Origin of the sequence: Streptomyces coerulescens (assembly GCF_042657965.1) — a bacterium.
In the GTDB taxonomy this organism is placed as follows: Bacteria; Actinomycetota; Actinomycetes; order Streptomycetales; family Streptomycetaceae; genus Streptomyces; species Streptomyces coerulescens.
Genome location: NZ_JBHSKM010000019.1, coordinates 841,294 through 867,218 on the forward strand (window position 1 = coordinate 841,294; position 25,925 = coordinate 867,218).

General features: G+C 70.9%; 18 protein-coding genes and 4 tRNA genes. 6 read left to right on the forward strand and 16 right to left on the reverse strand.

What is annotated here, in order from left to right:
- Positions 1–81: 81 nt before the first annotated feature.
- On the reverse strand, positions 82–1,878 hold the full coding sequence (locus ACFPQ9_RS27010; protein WP_380858396.1) for a DEAD/DEAH box helicase: 1,797 nt from the start codon (positions 1,876–1,878) through the stop codon (positions 82–84).
- Positions 1,879–2,100: 222 nt separating this feature from the next.
- Positions 2,101–3,555, reverse strand: coding sequence for an MFS transporter (locus tag ACFPQ9_RS27015; RefSeq protein ID WP_380858399.1), 1,455 nt, complete (start codon positions 3,553–3,555; stop codon positions 2,101–2,103).
- Between the two features lie 200 nt (positions 3,556–3,755).
- On the opposite strand from ACFPQ9_RS27015, the gene ACFPQ9_RS27020 reads away from it, so the two are divergent.
- The 5 genes from ACFPQ9_RS27020 to ACFPQ9_RS27040 all read left to right on the forward strand — a co-directional run bounded on the left by ACFPQ9_RS27020 (position 3,756) and on the right by ACFPQ9_RS27040 (position 5,701).
- A tRNA-OTHER gene (locus ACFPQ9_RS27020) sits at positions 3,756–3,856 on the forward strand.
- A 146-nt stretch (positions 3,857–4,002) separates the two neighbouring features.
- A tRNA-Cys gene (locus tag ACFPQ9_RS27025) sits at positions 4,003–4,077 on the forward strand.
- Between the two features lie 18 nt (positions 4,078–4,095).
- Positions 4,096–4,196 (forward strand) — tRNA-OTHER (locus ACFPQ9_RS27030).
- An 18-nt stretch (positions 4,197–4,214) separates the two neighbouring features.
- A tRNA-OTHER gene (locus ACFPQ9_RS27035) sits at positions 4,215–4,312 on the forward strand.
- 144 nt (positions 4,313–4,456) lie between these two features.
- The gene (locus ACFPQ9_RS27040) at positions 4,457–5,701 is read left to right on the forward strand and encodes an LPXTG cell wall anchor domain-containing protein (protein ID WP_380858402.1); all 1,245 of its coding nucleotides are present in this window, start codon (positions 4,457–4,459) and stop codon (positions 5,699–5,701) included.
- Positions 5,702–5,817: 116 nt separating this feature from the next.
- Here the strand turns inward: ACFPQ9_RS27040 and ACFPQ9_RS27045 are convergent, their stop codons facing one another.
- From ACFPQ9_RS27045 to ACFPQ9_RS27090, 10 genes are all read right to left on the reverse strand, one after another.
- Entirely contained in the window at positions 5,818–7,014 is a 1,197-nt protein-coding gene (locus tag ACFPQ9_RS27045) for an SUKH-4 family immunity protein (RefSeq protein ID WP_380858405.1), read from the reverse strand.
- Between the two features lie 271 nt (positions 7,015–7,285).
- Complete coding sequence (locus ACFPQ9_RS27050; RefSeq protein WP_380858408.1) at positions 7,286–9,595, reverse strand: xanthine dehydrogenase family protein molybdopterin-binding subunit; 2,310 nt, start codon at positions 9,593–9,595, stop codon at positions 7,286–7,288.
- Positions 9,592–11,283: a 2Fe-2S iron-sulfur cluster-binding protein gene (locus ACFPQ9_RS27055; protein ID WP_380858411.1), complete on the reverse strand. Its 1,692-nt coding sequence runs from the start codon at positions 11,281–11,283 to the stop codon at positions 9,592–9,594. The genes ACFPQ9_RS27050 and ACFPQ9_RS27055 overlap by 4 nt, the downstream gene beginning before the upstream one ends.
- Entirely contained in the window at positions 11,280–12,173 is an 894-nt protein-coding gene (locus ACFPQ9_RS27060) for an FAD binding domain-containing protein (protein WP_380858414.1), read from the reverse strand. The genes ACFPQ9_RS27055 and ACFPQ9_RS27060 overlap by 4 nt, the downstream gene beginning before the upstream one ends.
- A gap of 236 nt (positions 12,174–12,409) precedes the next feature.
- A complete protein-coding gene (locus ACFPQ9_RS27065) occupies positions 12,410–14,035 on the reverse strand; it encodes a beta-N-acetylhexosaminidase (protein ID WP_380858417.1) in 1,626 nt (541 codons plus the stop codon).
- 1 nt (position 14,036) lies between these two features.
- The gene (locus ACFPQ9_RS27070; protein ID WP_380858704.1) at positions 14,037–14,870 is read right to left on the reverse strand and encodes a carbohydrate ABC transporter permease; all 834 of its coding nucleotides are present in this window, start codon (positions 14,868–14,870) and stop codon (positions 14,037–14,039) included.
- Positions 14,871–14,884: 14 nt separating this feature from the next.
- The gene (locus ACFPQ9_RS27075) at positions 14,885–15,859 is read right to left on the reverse strand and encodes a carbohydrate ABC transporter permease (RefSeq protein WP_380858420.1); all 975 of its coding nucleotides are present in this window, start codon (positions 15,857–15,859) and stop codon (positions 14,885–14,887) included.
- A complete protein-coding gene (locus ACFPQ9_RS27080; protein ID WP_380858423.1) occupies positions 15,856–17,151 on the reverse strand; it encodes an extracellular solute-binding protein in 1,296 nt (431 codons plus the stop codon). Before ACFPQ9_RS27080 ends, ACFPQ9_RS27075 begins: the two co-directional genes overlap by 4 nt.
- 189 nt (positions 17,152–17,340) lie before the next feature.
- A complete protein-coding gene (locus ACFPQ9_RS27085) occupies positions 17,341–17,628 on the reverse strand; it encodes a DUF3039 domain-containing protein (RefSeq protein ID WP_030054422.1) in 288 nt (95 codons plus the stop codon).
- Between the two features lie 29 nt (positions 17,629–17,657).
- Positions 17,658–18,230 carry a YqgE/AlgH family protein gene (locus tag ACFPQ9_RS27090; protein ID WP_030946849.1) on the reverse strand — a complete coding sequence of 191 codons (573 nt, stop codon included), beginning with the start codon at positions 18,228–18,230 and terminating at the stop codon, positions 17,658–17,660.
- A gap of 254 nt (positions 18,231–18,484) precedes the next feature.
- Here ACFPQ9_RS27090 and murA point away from each other — a divergent pair, with 254 nt between their 5' ends.
- On the forward strand, positions 18,485–19,825 hold the full coding sequence (murA, locus tag ACFPQ9_RS27095) for a UDP-N-acetylglucosamine 1-carboxyvinyltransferase (RefSeq protein ID WP_380858428.1): 1,341 nt from the start codon (positions 18,485–18,487) through the stop codon (positions 19,823–19,825).
- 464 nt (positions 19,826–20,289) lie between these two features.
- On the opposite strand, the gene ACFPQ9_RS27100 is transcribed toward murA, so the two are convergent.
- The 4 genes from ACFPQ9_RS27100 to ACFPQ9_RS27115 all read right to left on the reverse strand — a co-directional run bounded on the left by ACFPQ9_RS27100 (position 20,290) and on the right by ACFPQ9_RS27115 (position 25,891).
- Positions 20,290–20,571, reverse strand: coding sequence for an HU family DNA-binding protein (locus ACFPQ9_RS27100; protein ID WP_007382399.1), 282 nt, complete (start codon positions 20,569–20,571; stop codon positions 20,290–20,292).
- 360 nt (positions 20,572–20,931) lie between these two features.
- A complete protein-coding gene (locus ACFPQ9_RS27105; RefSeq protein WP_380858438.1) occupies positions 20,932–22,356 on the reverse strand; it encodes an NAD-dependent malic enzyme in 1,425 nt (474 codons plus the stop codon).
- Positions 22,357–22,672: 316 nt separating this feature from the next.
- Positions 22,673–25,042, reverse strand: coding sequence for a HelD family protein (locus ACFPQ9_RS27110; protein WP_380858441.1), 2,370 nt, complete (start codon positions 25,040–25,042; stop codon positions 22,673–22,675).
- 69 nt (positions 25,043–25,111) lie between these two features.
- Positions 25,112–25,891, reverse strand: coding sequence for an anti-sigma factor family protein (locus tag ACFPQ9_RS27115; RefSeq protein WP_380858444.1), 780 nt, complete (start codon positions 25,889–25,891; stop codon positions 25,112–25,114).
- Positions 25,892–25,925 lie beyond the last annotated feature (34 nt).

Consider the following 25,925-nt stretch of genomic DNA (forward strand, 5'->3'; position numbering starts at 1 on the left):
GGCGCGGGGCTGTTTCGATATGCGGCTCCGCCGCGTGGGCGCGACCAGCCCCCACCGGCCCGCACCCGACCACGACCGGCGTCACTTCATCCGCGTGGCCCACTCCTGCACCTTTGCGATCCGCTGCCGAAGCTGCCCGGCCGTCGCCTCCGCACTCGGCGGCCCCCCACAGACCCGTCGCAGCTCCGTATGGATCACCCCGTGCGGCTTCCCGCTCTGATGCACATACGCGCCGACCATCGTGTTGAGCTGCTTCCGCAGCTCCATCATCTCCTTGTGCGAGACGACGGGCCGCCGCTCGGCGGGCAGCTCCAGCAGATCCGCCTCGGCGTCCGGCTTCTTACGGCTGTGCGCGATCTGCCGCGCCTGCCGCTTCTGGAGCAGGAGCTGGACCTGATCGGGCTCCAGCAGCCCCGGGATCCCGAGGTAGTCCTGCTCCTCCTCGCTGCCGGGATGGGCCTGCATCCCGAACTCGGCACCGTCGTACAGCACCCGGTCGAAGACGGCCTCGGACTCCAGCGCCTCGAAGGAGAACTGCTCCTGCTCGCCGGTGTCCTCGTCCTGCTCCTTGTTCGCCTCCTCCATCTCCTTCTCGGACTCGGCGTAGGGGTCCTCCTCGCCCTCCTTCTTCGGCTTGTCGAGGGCGTGGTCGCGCTCGACCTCCATCTCGTTGGCGAAGGTGAGCAGGTCCGGCACCGTCGGCAGGAACACGGACGCGGTCTCGCCGCGCCGCCGGGACCGTACGAAACGACCGACGGCCTGGGCGAAGAAGAGGGGCGTGGAGATGGTGGTGGCGTACACCCCCACCGCCAGCCGGGGCACGTCGACGCCCTCCGACACCATCCTCACCGCGACCATCCAACGGTCGTTGCCGCCGCTGAAGTCGTCGATCCGCTGGGACGCGCCGGCGTCGTCGGAGAGGACGAGCGTCGCCTTGTTGCCGGTGATCTCGCGAATGAGTTTGGCGTAGGCGCGCGCGGAGTCCTGGTCGGAGGCGATGACGAGGGCGCCGGCGTCCGGGATGCCCTTCCTGACCTCGGTCAGCCGCTGGTCGGCGGCGCGCAGCACGCTCGGCATCCACTCGCCGCGCGGGTCGAGGGCGGTACGCCAGGCCTGGCTGACCGCGTCCTTGGTCATGGGCTCGCCGAGCCGGGCGGCGATCTCGTCGCCCGCCTTGGTGCGCCAGCGCATGTTGCCGCTGTAACTCAGGAAAATGACCGGGCGGACGACATGGTCGGCGAGCGCGTTGCCGTATCCGTACGTGTAGTCAGCGGCTGATCGCCGGATCCCGTCGTTCCCCTCCTCGTACGTCACGAAGGGGATGGGGTTGGTGTCGGACCGGAACGGCGTACCGGTGAGGGCGAGTCGGCGCGTGGCGGGCTCGAAGGCTTCGAGGCAGGCCTCGCCCCAGGACTTGCTGTCGCCGGCGTGGTGGATCTCGTCGAGGATGACGAGGGTCTTGCGCTGCTCGACGCGGTTGCGGTGCAGCATGGGCCGTACGCCGACACCGGCGTAGGTCACGGCGACGCCCTGGTAGTCCTTGCCGAGCGGGCCGGCGCTGTACTCCGGGTCGAGCTTGATGCCTATGCGCGCGGCGGCCTCCGCCCACTGCTTCTTCAGATGCTCGGTCGGCGCGACCACGGTGATCTGCTGCACGACATGGTGGTGCAGCAGCCAGGAGGCGAGGGTGAGCGCGAAGGTCGTCTTGCCGGCGCCGGGCGTCGCGACCGCGAGGAAGTCACGCGGCTGCTCCTGGATGTACTTCTCCATCGCGCCCTGCTGCCAGGCACGCAGCTTGCTGGCCGTGCCCCAGGGGGCGCGGCCGGGGAACGCGGGGGAAAGGTGGTGGGAGGAGGAGGAGGCGGCGGTGGTAGTCACGGTCTCCGGAGGGGTCGCAGCGTGTCGAGTGGGGCGGTGGTGGGTGACTGGCGGACGGCTCGGCTGGGTATGACAACCGGGCCACCCTACCGGCGGCGTGGTGGGGTCAAGGCGTCGACCGGGCAGGGTCGCCCGTGGGTGGGATCGAGGTCACACTCGGCGCGCGACACTCGGCCACCGGGCCATGGCCCTGGGTGTCACCGGGGGCCATGGCCCTGGGTGTCACCGGGGTTCGTCACGCAACCGCGTGGTCACCCAGGCCCCCACCAACGCCACCCCCGCCATCGGCAGGAACACCGCGGCGAACGCGCCCGGATGCGACCCGGACGCCGTCGTCGCCGCATGGCTCACCGAGCCGCCGCCCAGAGCCGCGAACGCCGCGCCACCCGCCGCCAGCAGGACCACGTTGGACAGCGCGTCGGAGATCTGCAGAGCGGCCGAGTTGGTACCCGCCTCCTCGGGTGCGGAGAGCTGGAGCAGCAGCACGCTGCTGGAGGCGATCACCAGCCCCATCCCGAAGCAGCCGAACGCCCATGCCACGGCCAGCGTCCAGGCCGGCACGGATTCGATCAGCACGGCGGGCGCGGCGGCGATGGACGCGGCCACCAGCACCATCCCCACCGTCATGAGCCGTTCCCGGTACGGCTCCACGCGCGGCCGCGACTGCACCCACGACCCCACCGCCCACGTCACCCCGCCCGCCGCGAGCGAGAACCCGGCGAGGGTCGGCGACAACCCCCGCTGGGTGACCAGCATCAGCGGCACGAAGGACTCGGCCGCGATGAACGACCCCGCCGCGACCCCGCGCAACAGCACCACCGACGGCAGCCCGCGCGCCGCCCGGTAGGTGCCGTGCGGGAGCAGACCGAGTACGGCCGGCACGAGCAGCGCGGCTCCGACCGCGCCGGGGACGAGGGAGAGCCAGCGCAGATCCTGGGCGGCGTACTGCAGGAGCCCCGCGCCGAGGGAGATGCCGAGGGCGAGCCGGATCCGCCGCCGGTCGAAGGACGCGCTCCCGGCCGAGTCGTCGACCGGTCCGCTCGCCCGGCGCCGTATCTGCGGCAGCGCGAGCGCGAGCGGAAAGACGACGAGGACCGGGATCCCGATGAACACCCAGCGCCAGCCCAGATGCTCGGTCACGGCCCCGGAGGCCAGCGGCCCCACGATCGACGGCACGACCCAGCTCGCCGCGAACGCCGCCATGATCGCCGGGCGCAGCCGCTCGGGGTAGGCCCGCCCGACGACGACGTACAGCGCGACGATGACCAGTCCCCCGCCGAGCCCCTGCACGGCCCGCCCGAGAATGAACAGCCACATCACCCCGGCGGTCCCGGCCAGCAGCAGCCCGGCGCCGAAGGAGGCGATGCCGGCCGTCAGTGCGCCGAGCGGTCCGCGCCGGTCCGACCACTGCCCGGCGAGCACCATTCCGAACAGGCTCGTGGTGAAGTACCCCGAGAACGCGAACGCGTACAGCGACACCCCGTCCAGCTCGCGCGCCGCGACCGGCATCGCCGTCCCGACGGCGGTGGCCTCGAAGGCGATGAGCAGCACCACGGAGACCATCCCGATGCTGAGCGCCCGGTAGGACCTGCTCAGCACACTCTCCTCCGGCTCGGGCACGGAGGGCACATCGGATGTCTTCGCGAGGTCGGCGTCGCGCGGCTCGAGGGCAGTCATGGTCGTCAGCGTAAGGGCCACAACCTGCTTTGGCCCCTGTCGGGAGACGGCTCAGCGATGGGACCTTGGTCTTACGACCGCGGGGTTCATGAACGGGTGCGGCAGTCCGCGGCAGCAGCCACGGCCCTCGCGAGCCCTCCCCGAGCCAACCGCACGACCGATCACCGAAGCCGGAACGGATCCTCACGCTCCGTCGGTGCGGCCGTGTGCCCGAGTGGTTCAGGGGTTCGCCTGCGCTGCATCCATCAGCGAGCTCCGCTCGCGGGGAATTACGCGGGTTCCATTCCCGCCACGGCCTCCAACGCCACCGTCGTCACCGGCTCCCGGAGCTTCATGAACGCGGTGTGGCAGTCGCGTTGCAGCGCGCCCGGTTTCCTTGAACCGCTCCCGAGCCGGACCGTACGGTCGATTCACCGAGTTCGGAACGGAGCACCGCTCCCCCGACACGGCCGTGTGCCCGAGTGGTTCAGGGGTTCGCCTGCAAAGCGAATTACGCGGGTTCGATTCCCGCCACGGCCTCCAGCCCCACTCCCCCGACACGACCATGTGCCCGAGCGGTTCAGGGGTTCGCCTGCACTGCACCCATCAGCGAGCTCCGCTCGCGGGGAATTACGCGGGTTCGATTCCCGCCACGGCCTCCAGCCCCACTCCCCCGACACGACCGTGTGCCCGAGCGGTTCAGGGGTTCGCCTGCACTGCACCCATCAGCGAGCTCCGCTCGCGGGGAATTACGCGGGTTCGATTCCCGCCACGGCCTCCCTCTCTTCCCCTTGTCCGCACCCCCTCCTCCGTCTCTCCTCAAACGGGAGCACAACCCTCGGCGCCTTCCGGGTGTCCAGGACATGACTGGACGGCAAAGCTCCGGTCGCCGTGCTTCCTGTTTCGACGAGGAGACCCATCCGTGCGCCAGCGCCTCCGCCCTTCGCACCTCCGCACCTCGGCGGCCTTCGTGGCCGCCGCCGCGATCGCCGCGGCCGTTCCCGCGGTCGCCGCTCCCACGGCGTATGCCGAGGAGGGCGCGCCCGCCCTGGTGATCTCGAATCTGCCGAGTACGTCTCCCAAGCCGGGCGATGTGTACGACGAGAACGTCGTCATCACCAACAACGGCAGAGCGGCCGCGGACGGCGTCACCTTCCGGGTCCGGCTCACCCGTGGCCTCGACTTCGCCGAGGAGGCGAAGGGCTGCACCTACTCCACCGTCCAGGACCAGGTCCGCCAGGCCGTGTGCGAACTCGACCTCGTCGTCGAGCCCGGCGCCTCCGTCGAGACGCCCGTGCGGTTCAAGGCGCTGCCCAGCGCGCTGATGGAGGCCGTCGAGTACGGCACCTCGGCCACCGGCGATGCCCCGGGCGAGGGCTACGACGACAGCTACCGCCGTATGACCCTGACCGCCGACAGCTCCGCCGACCTCGTCGCCGTCGGCGAGGACACCGAGGCCCTCGCGGGCGACCGGCAGTCGATCACGGTGCAGCTCCGCAACGACGGTCCCGGCTGGATCCAGAACCAGGAGAGCGACGACCAGCCCGCCCTCATGGTGCGGATCCCGAAGGACACGGTCGCCAGTGAAGTGCCCAAGGAGTGCGCGCCGTTCGGCATCGACGGCCCGTCCGCTCCGGGTGGTACGCCGGGCAAGTCCACGTATGTGTGCTGGCCCGCCGACCACACCATCGATGTCGGCGAGTCCGTCTCCTTCACCTTCATGCTGGAGATCGACGAGGACGCCAAGACCACGACCGGGGAGGTGAAGGCGACCTCCGTCTACGACATCCACCCGGAGTTCGACAAGAACCCGGCCAACGACAAGGCCCCGATCCGCGTCGCCATCCCGACCGACTACGAGGAGGGCCCCACCACGGGCGGTTCCACCACCGGCGGCTCGACGGACGGCGGCGCCACCACGGGCGGCGACGGCAACGACCCCGAGGGCCAGTCCACCGGCGGCACGGGTTCCACCGGCGGCACCGGCGCCACGTCGGCCGGCTCCTCGACAGGCGGTTCCACCACCGGCTCCGTCGACGGCAACCTGGCGAGCACCGGCTCCGACGGCACCCCGCTGATCGCCGGTGCCGCAGCGGCCGCGGCGGCCCTCGGCGGCGGTCTGATCCTGGCCGTGCGCCGACGCCGCGCGACCGTCAAGTCCTCCTGACGGCCCTTTACGGCCCTTTCCCCGACGCCGACGGCCGGCCGCTCCCGGTCAGCCGTCGGTGGTACGGAGTTGCTGGGTGTTACAGGGTCGCTGCCCGCGCCGGCCGCCGGCCGGGTTCAGCGCACCCCGCCCGCCGATTCGAGCACCCCGCTGGCCTCGTCCTGGAACACCTCGGTCCAGTAGTGCCGGCCGTCCCGGCCCGCCCTGGTGCCGGTCGGGTCGACCGTCGACAGGACCTGGAGCATGGTCATGGCGAGCTGGTCGTAGGTGTCGCTGGTCAGCGCGTGGCCCGACTCCCGGTCTATCGCCTGCTCGCGGTGCAGCAGCCAGAGCGTGAAGGCGAGGGTCGAGACGTCCGTGTTCAGCGGGAACAGCCGCGCCTCGGACTCGCTCCAGTTCAGCACCGCCCCCGACTCCCCGTCGACGACGAGGCTGTTGTCGTCGACGAGATGACCGAGGCGGATCAAGTGGTCGGCGCGGGCGGGGAGTTCGGCCGTGGGGTCGACGTCGGCGTAGTACTCGGCGAGCGTCGGCAGTGAGACGTCCGGGTCGAGGGAGAACAGGAAGCCGTCCTCGGGCAGGCCCACTTCGCGCAGGAAGCGGCGGGTCGGCTCGTGCGTGAGCGTGCCGGGGAAGTCGACGTCCTCGAAGCGCACCACCTGGCGCCGGCCGAACTCCTCGTCCAGCAGACGTGACGGCAGGTCCAGGGCGAGCCCCGACGCCCCGGCCCGCCCGGCGACCAGCGCCAGCGGCCGGATCAGCGCGGCCATCTTCCAGAACGGCGCCGGCTCACCGTCCGTGCCCTCCTCGAACACCGCCAGCAGATGCCGGGTCGCCTCCGCCACCGCCTTGGGGCCGTACCGGCCGACGTAGGAGGCGAACTGGCCGCGCAGGCCCGCCAGTTCGTCCGTGACCTCCGCGAAGCGCACCAGCGTGCGCAGGGAGGGCGCCAGGGGGCGGCGGTCCATCAGGTCGGGGCGGTCGTGCAGGAAGTGTGTCGTGGAGATCTCGCCCGTGGTGCCGTCGAGCAGGACGGACTCCGTCTCCAGGCCGCCGGGGCCGAGCAGTCCGCCTATCACCAGCTGGTCCCTGAGCCCGTCCGCCAGTCGGTCACCGGGGTCGCCCGTCGAGTCCGCGACCGTCCGCAGCCCGTCGCGGCCGAGCTCGGCGAAGGTCAGCACACCGCTGTCGCCGGGCAGTCCGGGTCCGGTCAGCCAGCGTCGCGTCGACGCGTGCGTGACGTACGGATCCAGCTCTGCTTCGGTCAGGACGATCGCCGTATCGGCGACGTGCGTCGTGGTCGTCGTGCTCATGGCTCCCCCGCATGCGCTTTCTCGCCACTCCCGGGCACGACACGGCCGACCGACCGGCCCACCGGACCCGGCTGCCGTCCCCACTGCCCAGAACACTACGCGCCACCACTGACAACGCCCCTGGACCAGCTCGCCCACTGACAGCGCTTCACATCAGTAGACGTTCAACGCACCCCCGAACGTTCCCTTCTCGCTGGAATCGCTCCCACGAGCGCCCGCGACATCCGGTCGAGGAGAGGGAGGACGACCCGGCCCTCCGGCCGGGCCCCGCTCACTGCGCGTTGACCACCGCGGCCTGCGGCCGGATCGGCAGCCGGTTCACGGGACGGCCCGTCGCCGCCCGCACGGCCGACGCGATGGCCGCCGGTGACGTCACCACCGGAACCGCGCTGACCGCCTTCGCACCGAAGGGCGCGACCACGTCCCGCTCCTCGACCAGCTTCACGATCCGGATGTCGGGGGCGTCCAGGGCCGTCGGCAGGGAGTAACCCGTCAGGTCCGGGTGCCGGATCAGGCCGCGTGCCGAACGCAAGTTCTCCGTGAGCGCTATGCCCACGCCCTGCGTCACGCCCGCCTCGATGCGCGCCTCCAGCTGCGCCGGGTTCAGCACCCGCCCGACGTCCTGGGCGAGGGCCAGCTCGACCACGCGCACCGAGCCCAGCTCGATGTCGACGTCGACGACCGCGCGGATCGCGCAGAAGGACATGCCCACGAAGGCGTCGCCCTGGCCGGCGTCGTTCAGCGGTTCGGTCGGGTGCGGGCGGCACTGGGCCGTCGCCCACAGCTCCTTGCCGTCCAGGGCCTCGGTGACGGTGGTCGACAGGACGCCGTCGTACGACGTGATCTTGCCGTCGGTGATCTGGAGCAGCTCGGTGGACATGCCGAACTTGTGCGCCAGGGGCTGGAGCAGCTGCGTACGGACCATCCTGGCCGCCCGCTCCACCGCGCCGCCCGACACCCAGGTGTGCCGGCCGCGGCAGCCCGCGCCCGCCGGCGGCTGGTCGGTGTCCACGGGTGCCACGTGCACCTCGTCGATGCCGAGGGTCTCCTGGACGATCTGCCGGGCCAGGGTCGTGAAGCCCTGGCCGGTCTCGACGGCCGCGCAGAGCACCGTCGCCACGCCGTCGTGGACCTTCACGGTCGCCGTGGAGACCTCGTCCGCGCCCTCGGCGCCGAGCATGTGCACCATGCCCAGGCCATAGCCCACGCCGCGGCGCACCGCGCCCGGTTCGCCCGCGCCCTCGGGGCCGCCGGGCAGCAGCCACTCGTCCTCGGGGGTGTCCTTGGGCAGAGCGGGGAGCGGGTGGTCCCGTACGGCCTGCAACAGCTCCGCCACCGGGGCGGGGCAGGTCACCGTCTGGCCGGTCGGGAGTACGTCGCCGGTTGCCAGCGCGTTGCGCAGGCGCAGCTCCGCCGGGTCCATGCCGAGCTTCTTGGCCAGCTTGTCCATCTGCGCCTCGTAGGCGGCGCACACCTGCATGGCGCCCTCGCCGCGCACATGGCCCGACGGCGGGTTGTTGGTGCGTACGGCCCAGCCCTCGATGAAGGCGTTCGGGACGACGTACGGGCCGCAGGCGAAGCCGACGGCGGCGGCCAGGGCCTCGGCGGAGGTGTCGGCGTAGGCGCCCGCGTCCAGCAGGATCTGTGCCTCGACCTTGACCAGCTTGCCCTCGGCGTCCGCGTGATGGCGGTACCGCAGGAGGGTCGGGTGGCGGTGGGTGTGGCCGAGGAAGGACTCCTCGCGCGTGGCCGTCAGCTTCACCGGGCAGCCGGTCTTCAGCGCCAGCAGGCCGAGCGGGAGCTGGAAGCCCTGGTCCTCGCGGTCGGCGGTGGCGCCGGGTACGCCGGTGACGACGACCTTGACGCGCTCGGGCTCAAGGCCGTAGCAGGCGGCGGCCCGGTCGCGGTCGGTGTGCGGGTCGGTGGAGGCGAGGTACAGCTCCACGCCGCCGTCGGGGCGCGGCACGGCGAGGCCCGCCTCGGCGCCGATGGGGGCCGGGTCCTGGCGGCCGATGCGGTAGAGGCCCTCTACGACGATGTCGCCGGCCGCGTCCGGGTCGCCGTGGCGCAGCGGGATGTGCCGGATCAGATTGCCGTCGGGATGCAGCGGCTCGGCCTCGAAGGCCTGCTCGGGGTCGGTCACCGGGTCGAGCGTCTCGTACTCGACGATGACGGCCGCGGCGGCCAGGCGTGCGGTGTCCGGGTGGTCGGCGGCGACGGCGGCGATGGGCTCACCGTGGTGGCGTACGACCTCGGAGGCGAAGACCGGGCGGTCGGCCTTGCCGCGGCCGAGCAGCGGGCTGCCCGGCACGTCCTCGTGCGTGACGACGGCACGGACGCCGGGCATCTCCCGCGCGTGGGCGGTGTCGATGGACTTGATGCGCGCGTGCGGGTGCGGCGAGCGCAGGACGGCCGCCCACAGCAGGCCCTCGGCCCACAGGTCGGCCGCGTACGGGAACGTGCCCTCGGTCTTGGCGCGGGCGTCGGCGGCCTGCAGTGAGGCGCCGAGGCCGTGCGGGATCGGCTCGGGGGCGGGTGCTGCCTCCGCGGCTGTGGTCGCGGTGGCGGCTTCGTTGCTCACGCCTGGCCTCCGTCCTGGCCGTACGCCTGGTCATGCGGTCCCCTGACGCCCCGTGCCTCGAACGCCGACGGGTTGACCCCGCCGGCCCCCGGGCCCGCCTGGTGAGGGATACGCGGCTCGTCCCCGTCCTGTTCGTCGTCGGATCCGCTGTGCGCCTCGCGCTCGGCGACGACTTCCTTGACGGCGTCCACCACGCCCCGGTAGCCGGAGCAGCGGCACAGGTTGCCGCACAGTGCCTGGCGGGTCTCCAGCTCGGTCGGGGCCGGGTTGCCCTCCAGCAGGTCGTGCACGGTCATCGCCATGCCCGGCACGCAGAAGCCGCACTGAACGGCGCCGCAGCGCGCGAGCGCCCGTTGCACGTCCGAGGGCTGTCCGTCGACGGCGAGGCCCTCGACGGTACGGACCTCGCTGCCTGCGGCGGTCACGGCGGGCACCAGGCAGGACGCGACGAGCCGTCCGTCGACCTGCACGTTGCAGGCGCCGCACTCGCCCTGCGAGCAGCCGTCCTTGGCGCCCGCGAGACCGAGCCGCTCGCGCAGCACGTAGAGCAGCGACTCGCCGATCCAGGCGTCCGAGACGGGCCGGTCGACGCCGTTGACGCGCAGGACGTAGGAAGCCAGGGGGTGTTCCTCGCCGGGCAGCGGCGGCGCGTCGTCGGACTGCCCGGAGTCCTCGGCGGCCTCGGTGCCCGACGCGCCGTCGGCGGGTGCGCTCTCGGCGGAGGGCTCTGCGGGGCCCTGGGGGGCCTCTGTGACGCCTCGGGCGTCCGCGCCGTCCGTGCCGGGCTCACCGCTCCCGGGAGCGGCCTGTGAGGCCTCTGAAGCGCTCTCGGCGGACTCTTCGGCGGGGCGCTCGGAGCGGCTCGGGGCGAACGCGCCGGGCTGCACGCGCGCGTGGGGCTCCGCACCGGGCGTCGCGGACGGGTCGGCGTCCCGGCCGAGCGCGGCGGACGCGGGCCCGGTCCCGACCGGCCGCCGGGCGGGGCGCCCGCCGGCGGGTGCGGCATGCGGGTCGCCGGCGTGCGGTCCCGGCTGCCCCGGACGTCCGGGAACGTGCCCGGCATCGGCGGGCCGCCCGGGCGCGGGCGCGGTACCCAGCGCCTCGCCGGCCGCGGCCTCGGCCTGCTGTCCCCACGGCTGCCCGGTCGCCTGCGTCGCCCAGGGTGCGGCCGCACCGCCGGGCAGCGTGGCCGGCGGGGTGCCGCCGCCCCACTGCTCGACGAGCGACGACGTGGTGAACTCGCCCGATTCGTCCGGAAGGTCACCGTCGGCGACGGGGATCGACCACTGCCCGGTGACGTCCTGCCCCGGCGCGCCGGTGTCCGGGCCCGCCGCGGTCTCGGAGAAGTTCCACTGCTGGGTGGCGCCGGGGTTGTACGTGAACCGGTCGCCGCCCTGCTCCTGCGGGGCGTTCGGGTCGGGCCACCCGGCGCCCTCGGCGGGCGTGCCCGCGGCCGGCCAGCCGCCGGGGGCCGAGGGGTCGGTGCCCGGCGCGACCGTTATCTGCGGCGGGACGTACCCGTGGCCCGGCGCGGCGAGCGGACTGTCGGAGCCGGCCAGAAGGGCGTCGATGCCCCCTTCGGGGAGCTTGACGAAGGCGGTGGCGCCGTCGTCGTACTCGCCCTGGGGCAGCGGGTCCCAGCGGCCCGGGCCCTGGGGCCTGCCCTCTGCGTGCTGGTCGTCGGTCACGACAGCGCCCTCCCCAGTGCTCGTCGGGCCAGCGCGGCGACGGTGCGCCGCAGGTGCAGTACGGCGGGCGGATGCTGAGTCACGGATCCGTCCTCGGCCGGGGCCGGGTCGGGGATGCAGGCGGCGGCGACGTACTCGCCGAAGGCGTTGAGCGCCTCGGGGACGATCGCGCGGTTGTTGTCCCAGTCGATCAGCTGGGCGACCCACTGCTCGGCCTCCAGGGGCCTGAGCGGCATCGGCGCTATGGCGCCCACGGCGCACCTGACTCCGCGCCGTGCGGGGTCGAGCACGACCGCGACGGACGCCATGGCGCGTCCCGGCCCGGTGCGGCCGGTGGCCTTGAGGAAGACCTGCGGGGCGTGCAGGAGCGGCACGCGCACGTAGCCGATGAGTTCGCCGGCGCGCAGCATCTCCATGCCCGCCAGCAGGTGTGACACCGGGATCTCCCGGCGGGCTCCGCCCGGGCCCGCGACGATCAGGGTCGCTTCGAGGGCGGCGAGCACCGGCAGCGCGTCACCGGTCGGGGACGCCGAGGCGATGTTGCCGCCGAGGGTCCCGGCGTTGCGGATCTGCGGCGGGCCCGCGGCGCGTGCGGCGGCGGCGAGCGCCGGGATGAGGGCCGCGAAGTCGGGGCGGCCCATGCGCGCGTGCGTGAGGCCCGCGCCGAGCAGCGCGTGGCCGTCCTGGTACTGCCAGCCGCGGATCTCGCTGATCTTGCCGAGGCCGACCAGTGCGGCGGGCCTGAGCTGCCCGGAGTTGACGGCGGCCATCAGGTCGGTGCCGCCCGCCACGGGCACGGCGGCGGGCATGGCCGCGAGTGCCGCCACGGCCTCGTCCAGCGTCGTGGGCAGCGTGACGGCCTGCGCCGCCTGCGGTGCGTGCGTGGTCAAACCGGCTGCCCCTTCCCGCTGCCCCACCTGGTCCCACCTGTGTTGCCGTACGGTACGTGCTGACAGGGCGGACGTGGCAACTCTGGCACATCTTCGCAGGGCACGAGGACAGGGGTCCGCTAGGAGGCATTCGCCCACCTGATCAGGGAGATGGTCCGTTTTCGCACGGCATCACCCGGCATCACCAGTGCGTACCGATTGACACTCTTCGGTGACCCCTTGCCGGTTTTTTTCCATTATCTGTTCGGGGGCGGCCCGTCGATCGGACGGCCCGGCACCCCGGGGCGCCGCTGCCAGGGCCGCGGTCCCGTGGGTGGCCGGTACGCGACCCCGAGGGCGTCAAGTCGCCCGTAGTGGGCGGCCAGTCGGCGCTCGAAGTCCGCGAAGTCCCGTCGCGCCGGGGCGGGCAGGCCGCTCCAGGCCACCTCGGCGAAGGCGGCCAGGCGCGGAAACGCCTGGTAGTCCACCCGCGCCGGGTCCTCCATCACCTCGGTCCACAGGTTGGCCTGGGTGCCGAGCACATGCCCGGCCTCGTCCGGCGTCAACTCGGCGGGAACGGGCTCGAACCGATAGACGTCCTCCAGAGTGCGCACATAGCCGATCGGTACCGGCTCGTCGGCTCCCGCGTCCTGACGGTGGTCCAGATACACCTGCTGCTCGGGGCACATGACGACGTCGTGGCCCGCGCGGGCCGCCGCGACACCGCCCGCGTATCCGCGCCAGGACGACACGGCCGCGCCTTTCGCCAGCCCGCCCTCCAGAATCTCGTCCCAGCCGATGAGCCGTCGCCCGCGCGCGGTGAGCCAGGTGTCGAAGTGGCCGATGAACCACGCCTGGAGCTCGTCCTCGTCCTTCAGACCGAGTTCCCGGATGCGCTCCTGTGCGGTGGCCGACTGCCGCCACTGGTCCTTGGGGCATTCGTCGCCCCCGACGTGAATGAACTCCGAGGGGAACAGCTCCAGGACTTCCTCGAACACCCCCTCGTAGAAGCGCAGGGTGTTGTCAGTGGGGGCGAGTACGTTCGGATTGATCCCCCAGGTGTCCCAGACCGAGAGCGCGGAGGTGTCGATGACGTCGGTGTTGCCGAGTTCCGGGTACGCGGCGATGGCGGCCTGCGAGTGGCCGGGTACGTCGATTTCCGGGACGACGGTGATATGCCGCTCGGCGGCGTACGCGACGATCTCGCGGATGTCGTCCTGGGTGTAGTGACCACCGTGCGGCTTCTCCTCCCACAGCGGGGATGCCCGATGGCCGAATTTCGTGCGCGCCCGCCAGGAGCCGACCTCGGTGAGCCGGGGGTACTTCTTGATCTCGACGCGCCAGCCCTGGTCGTCCGTCAGATGGAAGTGGAAGACGTTCAGTTTGTGTGCGGCCAACAGGTCCAGGTGGCGCAGCACACCGTCCTTGGGCATGAAGTGCCGGGCCACATCGAGCATGACGCCGCGCCAGCGGAATCGCGGGGCGTCCTCGATGGTGACGTGCGGCACGGCCCAGATGCGGTCGCGGTCGACCGGGGCCCTGCGGTAGGCGTCGGGGCCGAGGAGCTGACGCAGCGTCTGCGCTCCCCAGAAGACCCCGGCCGCGCTGCCGCCCTCGATCAGGACGCCGGTCGAGTCGCTGACGAGGCGGTATTCCTCCGGGCCGAGCCCCGTCCCGAGCTGGAGGCCGATGCCGTCGTCGTCGGTGTCGTCGAGTTCCCACCCCTCGCGCAGGGGCAGTCCGGTGGCCTGGCGCAGCACGCCGCTGAGCCAGTGACCCACGCCCTCCACTCCGGGGCCGGCATAGATCTGGGAGTACGCCGTCAGCCTTACCTCGCCGGAACCGGCGACGACATCGCGGGGCAGCGGAATCAGTTCAGTCACGTCAGTCCTTTACCGCTCCGCCCAGCCCCGACACCAGCCGGCGCTGCACGAGCACGAAGAAGATCAGTACCGGAATCGTCATCACCGTGGAGGCCGCCATCACCCCGCCCCAGTCCGGCTCGTCCGGCTTGTAGAAGACGAGCAGGGCCATCGGCAGGGTGGACTGTGAAGTGTCGCTGATGATGAAGGACTTGGCGAACAGGAAGTCGTTCCAGGCGGAGATGAAGGAGAAAACGCTGGTGGCCACCAACCCCGGGAAGACCAGCGGGAAAAGGATCTGCCACAGGAATCGCGACCGGCTCGCCCCGTCGATGTACGCGGCCTCCTCCAGAGCCTCCGGAACGGCCTTCACAAACCCCCGCAGCATCCAGATCGCGAACGGCAGCGAGAAGGCGATGTGCGGCAGGATCAGCGACCCGAGCGTGTTCAGTTGGCCGAAGTCCCGCATGAGGAAGAACAGGGGGATCGTGAGGGCCTCGACCGGCACCATCTGGGCCACCAGAAACATGATCAACAGCGTGGTCCGGAAGCGGAACCGGAATCGCGTGACCGCGGTCGCCGCGAGAAACGCGATCAGCGCCGAGGCGATCACGACGGTGCACGCGACGACAAGACTGTTGACGAAGTAACGGCCGAATTCGTTCTGCTCGAAGACCCGCCGGAAGGAATCCAGGGAAGGCTGCAGCGTCCACGGCCGCGGCTCGCTCGACTCGATCTCCCCGGCCGGTTTGAAGGCGCCGAGCACCATCCAGTACAGCGGAAACGCCACCACCACGGCGATCAGCAGCGCGGACGTCTCCGCCAGCAGCCGCCAGGGACGCCGTACGAGATTCATCGGATTCATGGAACTCACAGCTCCTCCCCCTGCCTGCGCAGCAGCCGCAGATACACGAGCGTCACGGCCAGCAGGATCAGCAGCATCACCACCCCGATCGCCGAGCCCAGGCTGTACTGCGAGGAGGCGAACGCCTTCTGGTAGGCGTACACATTCAGGACCAGGTTCTGGCCCGCGATGCCGCCGCCGTTGGTCATCACATAGATCTGCGTGAAGACCTTGAAGTCCCAGATGACCGACTGGATGGTGACGACCACCAGGATCGGCCGCAGCATCGGCGCCAGTACCGACCGCCAGATCCGCCACTGCGAGGCACCGTCCAGCGCGGCGGCCTCCAGCACCTCGGCCGGAACGGCCCTGATCCCCGCGTACACCGTCACCATCACGAACGGAAAGGAGCACCACACCACTTCGAGCAGCACCAGGAAGAAGGCACTGATCCGCCCGTACGTCCAGGAGTAGTCCCCGAGCCCCAGCATCCGGTTCACCGGCCCGAAGTCCGGGTCGAACAGGAACAGCCACACCGTCGACCCGGTGATGGCCGGCGTCGCCCAGGCCCCCAGCGCGGCCAGCATCAACGCCAGCCGCGGCACGGCACGCACCCGCGTGAGCAACACGGCGAGCGCACACCCCACGGCGAGCGTCGAGACGACACACGCGGCCGCGAAGACGACGGTGGCGAGCAGCACCTGCCAGAACTGCGAGTCCGAGAACAGCTCCGAGTAGTTCTCCAACCCCTGGAAGGTGGTCGGCTCCCCACCGCTGACCTGCGCCTGCGTGTACTCGAAGAACGAGATCAGCCCGAGCTGGTAGACGGGGTAGACGAGCAGTCCGCCGAGCACGAGGAGGGCGGGAGCGAGATAAAGCCAGGGTGTTTTCTGGCGCAGGGCACGACGACCCCCTTGGGGGCGCGGGGAACTGCGCGAGAAACCACGATCCACCGGCACCCGCCCACGCTCGACCACCCCCGAGCTACTGGGCGCACTCATCCCACGGACCCAAACGCCTCATCCATCTTCTTCGCGGCGTCCCCCGAGGCCCCGGCCACATCCTTCTTACCGCTGATGACCTCCTGGAACATCGTCGGCAGCACAAGAGAAGAGTCGATCTCCGACCACGCGGGCGACGCGGGAACGAACTTCGTACCCGAGGCCAGGGTCTGCACGAACGGCTTCACGTACGGCTTCTCCGCCGCCGCCTTCTCCCGCACGTCCCCGAACGTCGGCAGGAACCCCATCGCCTCGAACATCGACGCCTGCGTCTCCTTCGAGGCCAGCTGCTCCATCAGCCGAACCGCCAGCGTCCGGTGCGACGTGCTCTTCAGGACGCCGATGTTGTTGCCCCCGGCGAACGCCGGCGCGACGGACCCGGCCTTCACCCCCGGCAGCGGCACGACCGCGTACTTGCCCTTGACCTTCCCGGCCTCCACGGCCGCGTGGCTGAAGTCGCCGCCGATCGCCATGCCCGCCTTGCCGGCCGCGAACGCGGTCACCGTGTCGTTGCCGCCCATGCCCGCGCACTTGGCGGCGGGACAGTTGTCGTCGGAGAAGAGGGACGTGTACTCCTTGATGCCCTTCTGCGCGGCCTCGCTGTCGATCGCCGAGGCGTACGAGCCGCCCTTGCCGGTGGCGAGCTCACCACCGTTGGCCCAGACGAACGGCATCGCGCCGTAGGTGTACGCCCCGCCGACGACGAGGCCGTACAGCTCGGGCTTCTCGGCGCGGATCCTGCGGGCCGTCGTCGCCAACTCGGCCATGGTCTTCGGCACTTCGAGGCCGAGTTCCTCGAAGACGTCCGTCCGGTAGTACAGGGCGCGGACGCCGACGTAGAAGGGCGCGCCGTAGATCTTGCCGTCCACGGTGACGGACTGCCTGGCCGTGGGGTCGGTGTCCTTCGCCTCGCTCCAGTCGCCGAACTCCTTCGTGACGTCTAGGAGTCCGCCGTCCTTCACATAGCCGGCGGTGTCGGTGTTGCCGTACTCGATGACGTCGGGGGCGGACTTCGGGTCGTTGAAGGCGGCCTTGACGCGCTGGGCGCGGGTCTCGACCGGGATGTACTCGACGTCGACCTTCGCGCCCTTGTGCTCCTTCTCGAAGGCGGCGACGACGGAGTCGACGACCTTCTCCTTCGGCTGGTTGCCGACCTCCTGGAAGAGCCAGACCCGCAGGGTGCCGGTCTGCTCGTCCTTGTCGGAGGAGGCGTTGTCGGAAGTCTGGGGGGCGCAGGCGGTGACGACCGCTGCCGCAGCCAGGAGTGCGGCCAGTCGAGAGGGGAGCTTCATGGAGTGTTCCTCCGAGCGTGTGTTGCAACATATGCAATGGCTATTTCGCTCTGCACAACGCATCGGAGCCTAGGGACTACGTGAACAGGTCCACAAGAGGTCTCAACCACTTCGTGACAACGCGAAGGCCCCCGGGCGCGTCGAAACGCACCCGGGGGCCTTGGGAAGCTCAGGCCGAAGGCAGCGGGGTTACTTCTTGTCGCCGCCCTTGCCCTTGTCGTCGCCGCCGGCGCCCATGGACTCGTAGATCTCCTTGCACATGGGACACACGGGGTACTTCTTCGGGTCGCGGCCCGGCACCCAGACCTTGCCGCACAGCGCCACGACGGGGGTGCCGTCGAGGGCGCTCGCCATGATCTTGTCCTTCTGGACGTAGTGGGCGAAGCGCTCGTGGTCGCCGTCGCCGTGGGAAGTCTGCGGCGTGGGCTCGACGAGGGTCCCCGTACCAGTCCCGCGCTCGGGCTCGAGAGTGCTCATACCGCCAAGAGTACTGAAGCTCACTTGCATCAGTTGAGCGATGGGTCGTCCGGGTACGTGGCCACCATCGCGAGCTCGTTGCGCTGGCGGCGCAGTACCGAGCGCCAGAGCCCTTCCGGGGACGGCGAGGACACATCGCCCGGCTCGGACTCGACGACGTACCAGGCGCCCTCCACCAGCTCGTCCTCCAGCTGGCCGGGGCCCCAGCCGGCGTATCCGGCGAAGATTCTCAGGGATCCGACGGCCGAGGCGAGCAGCTCCGGCGGTGCCTCCAGGTCCACGAGCCCGATCGCGCCGTGCACCCGACGCCAGCCCAGCGGGGCGCTCTCGCCGTTCGCGTCACCGGGGATGACGGCCACGCCGAGCGCCGAGTCCAGGGACACCGGGCCGCCCTGGAAGACGACACCCGGCTCGCCGGCCAGATCCGCCCAGCCCTCCAGGATGTCGCCCACGTCGACGGGCGTCGGACGGTTGAGGACGACGCCGAGGGAGCCCTCCTCGTCGTGGTCGAGAAGGAGCACCACCGCGCGGTCGAAGTTCGGGTCCGCCAGGGCGGGCGTTGCCACGAGCAGCCGCCCTGTGAGCGAGGACACCTCGGTCATGCCAGACATGATCCCGCATCTTCCCTTCGTGTGGGGAGGCAATGCCTGTTCGGGAGTGAATGCAGCTCAGGGCGGACAGGAGCGCCCCCCGGCGCACGGCCCGTCGTGGTGACCGCTCGTGCCCGGCGGTGAACCGTTCGTGTTGTGACAGAGCTATGACGTTCCTGAGCCGTACTTGGGCTTACTGAAGGGGGGTCGACGGCGATTACCCTTTCCCTCCTGGCCCCTGCCCAACTCATCGGAACGCGAGATACATGACCGTCAACGACGATGTCCTGCTTGTCCACGGCGGAACCCCGCTGGAGGGCGAGATCCGTGTCCGAGGTGCGAAGAACCTCGTACCGAAGGCAATGGTCGCCGCCCTGCTGGGCAGTGAGCCGAGTCGACTGCGCAACGTGCCGGACATCCGTGACGTGCGTGTCGTACGCGGTCTGCTGCAACTGCACGGGGTGACGGTCCGTCCGGGTGAGGAACCGGGCGAACTGGTGATGGATCCCTCGCACGTGGAGAGCGCGAACGTCGCTGACATCGATGCCCACGCCGGGTCGAGCCGCATCCCGATCCTCTTCTGCGGCCCCCTCCTCCACCGCCTCGGCCACGCCTTCATCCCCGGACTCGGCGGCTGTGACATCGGCGGCCGGCCCATCGACTTCCACTTCGAGGTGCTGCGGCAGTTCGGCGCGAAGATCGAGAAGCGGGCCGACGGCCAGTACCTGGAGGCTCCGCAGCGGCTGCGCGGCACCAAGATCAAGCTGCCGTACCCGTCCGTCGGCGCGACCGAGCAGGTGCTGCTGACGGCCGTCCTCGCGGAAGGCGTCACCGAGCTCTCGAACGCGGCCGTGGAGCCGGAGATCGAGGACCTCATCTGCGTGCTGCAGAAGATGGGCGCCATCATCGCGATGGACACCGACCGCACGATCCGCATCACCGGTGTGGACCGGCTCGGCGGCTACAACCACCGCGCCCTGCCGGACCGTCTGGAAGCCGCCTCCTGGGCGTCCGCCGCGCTCGCGACCGAGGGCAACATCTACGTCCGCGGCGCCCAGCAGCGCTCGATGATGACGTTCCTCAACACCTACCGGAAGGTGGGCGGTGCCTTCGAGATCGACGACGAGGGCATCCGTTTCTGGCACCCCGGTGGCCAGTTGAAGTCCATCGCCCTCGAAACGGACGTGCACCCGGGCTTCCAGACGGACTGGCAGCAGCCGCTGGTGGTCGCCCTGACGCAGGCCACGGGCCTGTCCATCATCCACGAGACGGTCTACGAGTCCCGCCTCGGCTTCACGTCCGCGCTGAACCAGATGGGCGCCCACATCCAGCTCTACCGCGAGTGCCTCGGCGGCTCCGACTGCCGCTTCGGCCAGCGCAACTTCCTGCACTCCGCGGTGGTCTCAGGACCGACGAAGCTCCAGGGCGCCGACCTGGTCATCCCCGACCTGCGCGGCGGCTTCTCGTACCTCATCGCGGCCCTGGCGGCCCAGGGCACGTCCCGTGTCCACGGCATCGACCTCATCAACCGCGGCTACGAGAACTTCATGGAGAAGCTCGTGGAACTCGGCGCGAAGGTCGAACTCCCGGGCAAAGCACTCGGCTGACGGCGATCGCTTGACTCCGGCCCGGCACACGCCCGCCTTCGGCTGGGGGTCCGGGGGTTATCCCCCGGATAGACACAGCATGGAGAAGCTCGTGGAACTCGGCGCGAAGGTCGAACTGCCGGGCAAAGCACTCGGCTGACGGCGATCGCTTGACTCCGGCCCGGCACACGCCCGCCTTCGGCTGGGGGTCCGGGGGTTATCCCCCGGACAGACACAGCATGGAGAAGCTCGTGGAACTCGGCGCGAAGGTCGAACTGCCGGGCAAGGCACTCGGCTGACAGACGGCAAGCAGAACGCCGATGGGGCGGCCAACCGAAGTCCGGTTGGCCGCCCCATCGGCGTTACTGCAACGCTGCTCAGGGGCGCGGGGCCGTATCAATATGCGGCTCCGCCGCGTGGGCGCGAGAAACCACGACGAACCCGCAGTCGCCCACCGCGCCGAGCCAGCGCGGCGATCAGGCGCCCTACTTACCCTTGGCCGCTTCCTTGAGCTTGCTGCCCGCAGAGACCTTCACGCTGTAGCCGGCGGGGATCTGGATCGGGTCGCCGGTCTGCGGGTTGCGGGCGGTGCGAGCGGCACGGTGGGTGCGCTCGAAGGTCAGGAAGCCGGGGATCGTGACCTTCTCGTCGCCCTTGGCGACGATCTCGCCGACGGTCTCGGCGAACGCGGCCAGCACGGCGTCGGCGTCCTTGCGGGTCACCTCGGCGCGGTCGGCCAGCGCGGCCACCAGCTCACTGCGGTTCATGTTGTTACTCCCGTGTTCATTTGCCTTGAGGCGTGCCACGCGGCGGAGCCGCATGTCGGGCACAGCGATGTCGATGCTGCCAGGGTCCTCGGTTCGACCCGGGACCCGGGTCCGTCGTCAGACCCTCGCGCCCAGAGACGCATCCTGCCCCTACCTGCGGCGGGAAAGCCAATCCGGCGCCCGGAGGAGTCGTGAGAACACCCGTGGGTGTCACACGAAGAGAGGGCCTGAGCTTGGCCGTCACGATAAACGGCGTCCCAAGGCCCCAGGTTCCACGACGCGCCGTTACAAGGGCTTGCCGTGGCGATCCTCACAGCCCACGCACACTTTTCGGGGCTGTGAGGCACCGAACCCGGCTGATTACTCGCCCGGCGTCACCGCGGACACCGCCTTCGCGGCCTCCCGCACCGCGCCGGCGACCGCGCCCGCGACCTTGTCGTTGAACACGCTCGGGATGATGTAGTTCGGGTTCAGCTCGTCCTCGGTCACCACGTCCGCCAGCGCCTTCGCGGCCGCGAGCATCATGTCCGTGTTGACGGTGCGGGACTGCGCGTCCAGCAGACCGCGGAAGACACCCGGGAAGACCAGCACGTTGTTGATCTGGTTCGGGAAGTCGGAGCGGCCGGTGGCCACAACTGCGGCCGTCTGACGGGCGATTGCGGGGTCGACCTCGGGGTCTGGGTTCGCGAGCGCGAACACGATCGCGTTCTCGGCCATGGCGGCCACGTCGGTGCCGTCGAGGACGTTCGGGGCGGAGACGCCGATGAAGACGTCCGCGCCGCGCACGGCCTCCTTCAGCGAGCCGGTCAGGCCCTCGGGGTTGGTGTTGTCGGCGATCCAGCGCAGCGGCGAGTCGGCCGCGGCGTCCACCAGGTCCTCGCGCCCGGCGTGCACGACACCGTGGATGTCGGCCACGACGGCGTTCTTCACACCGGCGGCGAGCAGCAGTTTGAGGATGGCCGTACCGGCGGCGCCGGCACCGGACATGACGACGCGAATGTTCTCGATGGCCTTGCCGGCCACGCGAAGTGCGTTGGTCAGGGCGGCGAGGACGACGATCGCGGTGCCGTGCTGGTCGTCGTGGAAGACGGGGATGTCGAGGGCCTCGCGCAGCCGGGCCTCGATCTCGAAGCAGCGCGGGGCGGAGATGTCCTCGAGGTTGATGCCGGCGAACCCGGGGGCGATCGCCTTGACGATCTCGACGATCGCGTCGGTGTCCTGGGTGTCCAGGCAGATCGGCCAGGCGTCGATACCGGCGAACCGCTTGAACAGGGCCGCCTTGCCCTCCATCACGGGCAGCGCGGCCTTCGGGCCGATGTTGCCCAGGCCCAGCACGGCCGAGCCGTCCGTCACAACCGCAACGGAGTTGCGCTTGATGGTGAGGCGGCGGGCGTCCTCGGGGTTCTCGGCGATCGCCATGCAGACACGGGCCACACCCGGCGTGTAGACCATGGACAGGTCGTCACGGTTGCGGATGGGGTGCTTGGACTGCATCTCGATCTTGCCGCCGAGGTGCATGAGGAACGTACGGTCGGAGACCTTGCCCAGCGTGACGCCCTCGATGGTGCGCAGCTGCTCCACGATCTCGTCGGCGTGCGCGGTGGAGGTGGCGGCGATGGTGACGTCGATCCGGAGCTTCTCGTGTCCGGAGGCGGTGACGTCGAGGCCGGTGACCGAGCCTCCGTGGGACTCCACGGCCGTGGTGAGCTGGGAGACCGCGGTTCCGCTCGCGGGCACCTCCAGCCGGACCGTCATCGAGTAGGAGACGCTGGGCGCCGTTGCCATGGCCGACTTCCTCTGCTTTCACCGTGTGTCGCTGGTATGCCGTCCGATCGTCGCACCTACCGCTGAGTAGGAGTTAGCCGGGCTTGAATTGCGAACGTATTGTTCGCCACGCCTTCGCATGAAAAGAGACCCACGTCACAGGATGACGTGGGTCTCTTTCCTTCGTTCATGACACCGACCCGCCATGCTCGCCTCGCGGCAAGTGGTCGCTCGTAGCGACGAAGGTTGGGCCCGGGGGCTTGGATCGAGCCGGTGCCACACCCAGGCTAACAAACAGTTCTCCTACGGCCATTCCCGTGCCGCGAGTGCATCCGGGTCAATCTCTGAGGAGATCCGGCACTCCGGTGGCGTCCGGCTCGTCACGGTCCCCCGACACCACCGTCAGCTGCTGGGTGGCCCGGGTCAGCGCGACGTACAGCACCCGCAGCCCGGCCGGTGACTCGTCCGCGATCTCGGCCGGGGAGACGACCACCGTGGCGTCGTACTCCAGGCCCTTCGCCTCCAGGCTGCCGAGCGCCACGACCCGGTCGCCGAGCCCGGCGAGCCAGCGCGCGGCCTCCGCCCGGCGGTTCATCGCGACGACGACACCGACCGTGCCGTCGACGCGGTCGAGCAGCCGGGCGGCCTCCTCCCGGACGGTCTGCGCGAGGGATTCCCGTACGACCGTGAAGCGGGGCTCCACCCCGGTGGAGCGGACCGCTGTCGGGGACGTCGAGCCCGGCATGGCCAGGGCCAGCACCTTCGCGGCGAGCTGGGCGATCTCGGCCGGGTTGCGGTAGTTCACGGTGAGCTGGAAGCGGCGGCGCGGGCGGGTGCCGAGGGCCTCGTCGCGCGCCTCGGCCGCCTCGTCCACGTCGGACCACGAGGACTGGGCCGGGTCGCCGACGACCGTCCAGGTGGCGTGCCTGCCGCGGCGGCCGACCATGCGCCACTGCATGGGCGTGAGGTCCTGGGCCTCGTCGACGATGACGTGGGCGTACTCGGTGCGCTCGGCCGCGAGCCGTTCGGCGCGTTCGCGCTGCGACTCCTCGCGCACCGGCATCAGCTCCTCCAGGCCGGTGAGCTGGTCCAGCGGGTCCAGGTCGCGCTTCTTCCTGGGGCGGGCCGGGGTGCCGAGGATCGCCTGGAGCTCGTCCAGCATGGCGATGTCGTGCACGGTGAGGCCGTCCCGCCTGAGCGAGCGGGCCACCTTGCGCACCTCGCCGGGGTTGAGGATCCGGCGCGCCCAGCGGCCGAGACGGCGCTCGTCGGCCATCGCCGCGAGGACCGCCTTCGGGGTGAGCTCCGGCCACCAGGCGTCGAGGAAGGCGAGGAAGCTGTCCTCCGAGGCCACGTCCTCGTCGAAGGAGGAGCGCAGCTCGGCGGCGAGTTCCGGGTCGGTGTGCCGGGTGGCGCCGCCGGACTGCGCCCACAGGGCGTCGAGCAGCAGCTTGCGGGCGCGCGGGCGCAGCAGGTTCACGGGTGCGGTGCCGCCGAGGGCGGTGCGGCGGATGCGTTCCAGCGCGTCGGCCTCCAGCTCCAGCCGGCGCCCGAAGGCGACGACGCGCAGCCGGGTGGGAGTTCCGGCGGGGGCGTGTGCGGGTACGTCGGTGTCGTCGTCGCCGAAGGCGAGCTGCCCGGCGCCGCTCCCGCGTGCGTCTCCCGTGGGCCCCAGCTCCAGCGCGCCCCGCGCCGCCTTCCGCAACACCTTGAGCATGCGGTACGAGCCCTTGGCGCGGGCCGTCGCCGGGGAGTCGTAGAGCGTGGCCTCGACGCCGTCGACGAGGGAGCCGATCGCGCGGATGGCGACCTGGCCCTCCTCGCCGAGCGACGGGAGCACACCCTCGGTGTACGCCACCAGCAGCGGGGTCGGCGAGACGATCAGGATGCCGCCCGCGTAGCGGCGCCGGTCCTGGTAGAGCAGGTAGGCGGCGCGGTGCAGCGCCACGGCCGTCTTTCCGGTCCCCGGGCCGCCCTCGACGTACGTCACCGAGGCGGCGGGGGCGCGGATGACCAGGTCCTGCTCGGCCTGGATGGACGCCACGATGTCGCGCATGGTGTGGCCGCGGGCCTGCCCGAGGGCCGCCATCAGGGCGCCGTCACCGATGACGGGCAGCTCGTGCCCGCCGAGGAACGCCTTGAGCTCGGGGCGCATCAGGTCGTCCTCGACGCCGAGGACCTTGCGGCCCTTGGAGCGGATGACCCGGCGCCGTACGACCCGCCCGGGGTCGACCGGGGTGGAGCGGTAGAAGGGTGCCGCGGCAGGGGCCCGCCAGTCGATGACCAGCGGGGAGTAGTCCGAGTCGAGCACACCGATGCGGCCGATGTGCAGGGTCTCGGCGATGTCGGCGGTGCTGTCGTCGCGTACCGCGCCCTCGGCCGGCTCGACGGCGGTGTAGGCGCCGTCGGGCCCCTTCTTGCCGTCCTTGCCGAGAAGCAGGTCGATCCGCCCGAAGAGGAAGTCCTCGAACTCGTTGTTGAGCCGGTTGAGGTGTACGCCGGCCCGGAAGACCTGCGCGTCCCGCTCGGCGAGCGCGCCGGGTGTGCCGACCTGGCCGCGCTTGGCCGCGTCGTTCATCAGGAACTCGGCCTCGTGGATCTTCTCCTCGAGGCGTCGGTACACCCGGTCCAGGTGTTCCTGTTCGACGCCGATCTCTCGGTCTCGCAGGGAGTCGAGCGCGGTTTCCTGTTGAGCCTGAGCGGCCACCGGGCCCCCTTCTGACGTGCTGGGCAGCCGTCAACCGTACGCGAAGGGGACCCGGAAAAGCTACGTCGACTACACGTCGACCTCAGCGATCTTCTTTCCGTCGAAGGTCATGATCTCGACATGGTCGACATCGCTCGGGGCCATGGACACGCCGCCGCTGACGTAGAGCGGGTTCCTGGCCTGCTCGGTCTTGGCGTCCGGGATGCCGTAGCCCCACTTCGGGACCGACCAGGAGGAGGCCGTCTCGCGCTCGCCGTCCTTGCTGACGAAGATCATGGAGCACTTGAGCGGACCCTTGACGCCCTTGAGCTCAAGGGCTGTCTCGGTGCCGTAGGGCTTCTCCCGCATGGCGACGGTCGCGGTGACCTGGCCGTCCGAGCCGGTCCCCGAGATCTTGTCCTCGATCCCGTTGAACAGGTCCTTGGCGGGGCTCGCCGCGAGGGTCGTACTGGTGCCGGGGCCGCCGTCCGAGTCGCTGCCCGTCGTCGCGATCGCCGCGAACGGACCGGCGACGATCAGCGCCGCCGCCGCGGCCACCATGTAGAAGCTGCGCCGGCGCTTCTGGGCGCGCCGCTCGGCGACCTCGTCGACGAGGTTGTTCACCATGCGCGGGCTGGGCTTCGCCGAGAGGGACTCACCGATCGCGGGCGAACCGGAACCGGGCAGGTCCGCGAGCGCGGCCAGCATCGGCTCCATTCCGGCGAGTTCGTCCAGTTGCTGGGCGCACCATTCGCAGGTCGCGAGGTGAGCCTCGAAAGCGGTTGCCTCGGCGTCGTCGAGGATCCCGAGGGCGTAGGCGCCGACGGTTTCGTGCTCGCTCGGGCCCGGTCGTCCCTGCGTGGGGCTCATGGACCCAGACATACCCGAACCGCCCATCCCGAAT

Bases quoted from the DNA above. Each gene is read 5' to 3' on its own strand.
- ACFPQ9_RS27015 (WP_380858399.1), bottom strand. From the start codon at position 3,555: ATGACTGCCCTCGAGCCGCGCGACGCCGACCTCGCGAAGACATCCGAT.
- ACFPQ9_RS27045 (WP_380858405.1), bottom strand. From the start codon at position 7,014: ATGAGCACGACGACCACGACGCACGTCGCCGATACGGCGATCGTCCTG.
- ACFPQ9_RS27070 (WP_380858704.1), bottom strand. From the start codon at position 14,870: ATGAATCTCGTACGGCGTCCCTGGCGGCTGCTGGCGGAGACGTCCGCG.
- ACFPQ9_RS27075 (WP_380858420.1), bottom strand. From the start codon at position 15,859: ATGAGTGCGCCCAGTAGCTCGGGGGTGGTCGAGCGTGGGCGGGTGCCG.
- ACFPQ9_RS27080 (WP_380858423.1), bottom strand. From the start codon at position 17,151: ATGAAGCTCCCCTCTCGACTGGCCGCACTCCTGGCTGCGGCAGCGGTC.
- ACFPQ9_RS27085 (WP_030054422.1), bottom strand. From the start codon at position 17,628: ATGAGCACTCTCGAGCCCGAGCGCGGGACTGGTACGGGGACCCTCGTC.
- ACFPQ9_RS27090 (WP_030946849.1), bottom strand. From the start codon at position 18,230: ATGACCGAGGTGTCCTCGCTCACAGGGCGGCTGCTCGTGGCAACGCCC.
- murA (WP_380858428.1), top strand. From the start codon at position 18,485: ATGACCGTCAACGACGATGTCCTGCTTGTCCACGGCGGAACCCCGCTG.
- ACFPQ9_RS27100 (WP_007382399.1), bottom strand. From the start codon at position 20,571: ATGAACCGCAGTGAGCTGGTGGCCGCGCTGGCCGACCGCGCCGAGGTG.
- ACFPQ9_RS27105 (WP_380858438.1), bottom strand. From the start codon at position 22,356: ATGGCAACGGCGCCCAGCGTCTCCTACTCGATGACGGTCCGGCTGGAG.
- ACFPQ9_RS27115 (WP_380858444.1), bottom strand. From the start codon at position 25,891: ATGAGCCCCACGCAGGGACGACCGGGCCCGAGCGAGCACGAAACCGTC.